The organism is Mesorhizobium sp. WSM4816 (genome assembly GCF_055811535.1).
This window is the reverse complement of record NZ_JBVVQR010000084.1, coordinates 1-1,394: the sequence shown is the minus strand read 5'-3', so window position 1 is coordinate 1,394 and position 1,394 is coordinate 1. Positions and strand designations below refer to the sequence as shown.

At 60.8% G+C, this 1,394-nt stretch carries 1 protein-coding gene; it reads left to right on the top strand.

The window, feature by feature from the left end; genetic code table 11:
- The first annotated feature begins 568 nt into the window (after window positions 1–568).
- Window positions 569–1,384 carry a YihY/virulence factor BrkB family protein gene (locus AC0L3H_RS32870; RefSeq protein WP_473588233.1) on the top strand — a complete coding sequence of 272 codons (816 nt, stop codon included), beginning with the start codon at window positions 569–571 and terminating at the stop codon, window positions 1,382–1,384.
- Window positions 1,385–1,394 lie beyond the last annotated feature (10 nt).

Below are 1,394 nucleotides of genomic sequence, written 5' to 3'. Positions count from 1 at the left end.
GTTGCATGCTGGAGCGGCTGGACGCCAAGAGGCACCAGCTCCCAACCGCCCACGCCCAGAATCCCCGCCGGCCGGCCGCGCCAAAGTTAAAACGCAATCAGCCGACCACCGCGATTCGCTGAGATGGTGGAAGCTGGCTATTCTCGGTGGTCGCTCCAACAAGCGATTGAGGGTCGTGGGCAGGGCAGTGTTGCTATTAAATCAACTCGTCGCATGGGAATGGCGCAGTGTTTCTGCAGGCGGCGGATGTTTGTTTGTGAGCGCAGGTCTGCCACCGGCATCCTTTGGCGCTTTCATACGTTTGCCCGCGAAGAAGATGCTCCGGGCCGGCAGCCATGTCGAAAAAAACAGCCGACGACGCTTACGAAGATCAAGTGCAGCTTGAGCGGCGGGCCAGACGGCAGGGCCGCGGACGCAATGCCGAATGGCCGTCACAGATTCCCAGCCGTGGCTGGAAGGACGTGCTGTGGCGGGTCTTTGCTGAAGTAAACGAGGACCGTGTTATGCTGATCGCGGCCGGGCCGCATTCTATCTGCTCCTTGCCCTCTTTCCCGCGCTTGCCGCGTTCGTGTCCATCTACGGTTTTGTCGCCGATCCTCAGACCATCGCTGAGCACATTGCGTTCCTTGGCGGCGTACTGCCTTCGGGCGGTCTGGACATTATCAGATCTCAGCTTGCGTCCTTGGCCGCTCAGAAGACTGGCGCGCTCAGCTTCGGCTTCATGTTCGGCCTTGCCGTCGCACTGTGGAGCGCCAGTAACGGCATCAAGACGCTATTCGAAGCCATGAACATCGCCTACGAGGAGAGTGAAAAGCGCGGCTTTATCCATCTGAATCTTCTGGCCTTGGGCTTCACACTTGGCGCCATCCTCATCGGTATCGGCTTTATCGTGTCGGTGGGGATCGTGCCGGCCATGCTTGCGCTGCTGAAGCTCGGCGGCTGGACCGAAGCCCTTGTGCGGATCTTTCGGTGGCCGATGATGCTGATCCTGGTCGGCCTCGGGATCACGCTGATCTACCGCTACGGCCCCAGCCGCGAAAGGGCAAAGTGGCAATGGGCGACATGGGGCGCCTTCCTCGCGGCTGGGGTGTGGATCGCGGTCTCGATAGGGTTTTCCTATTATCTTGAGAACTTCGCCGACTACAACGCGACGTATGGAGCCCTGGGGGCAGTCATCGGCTTGATGATGTGGACCTGGATCTCCGTGATTGTCCTGATTGTGGGGGCGGAGCTGAATGCCGAGATGGAGCACCAGACAGCCAAGGACACCACCACAGGTGCGCGGCAGCCAATGGGTGCGCGAGGTGCCACGGTCGCCGACACGCTGGGCGGATCGGCCGATGCTGCCAACCAGCAGTCGCGTTCGGGCGAGCGCAACACCTAATGCGCAGATC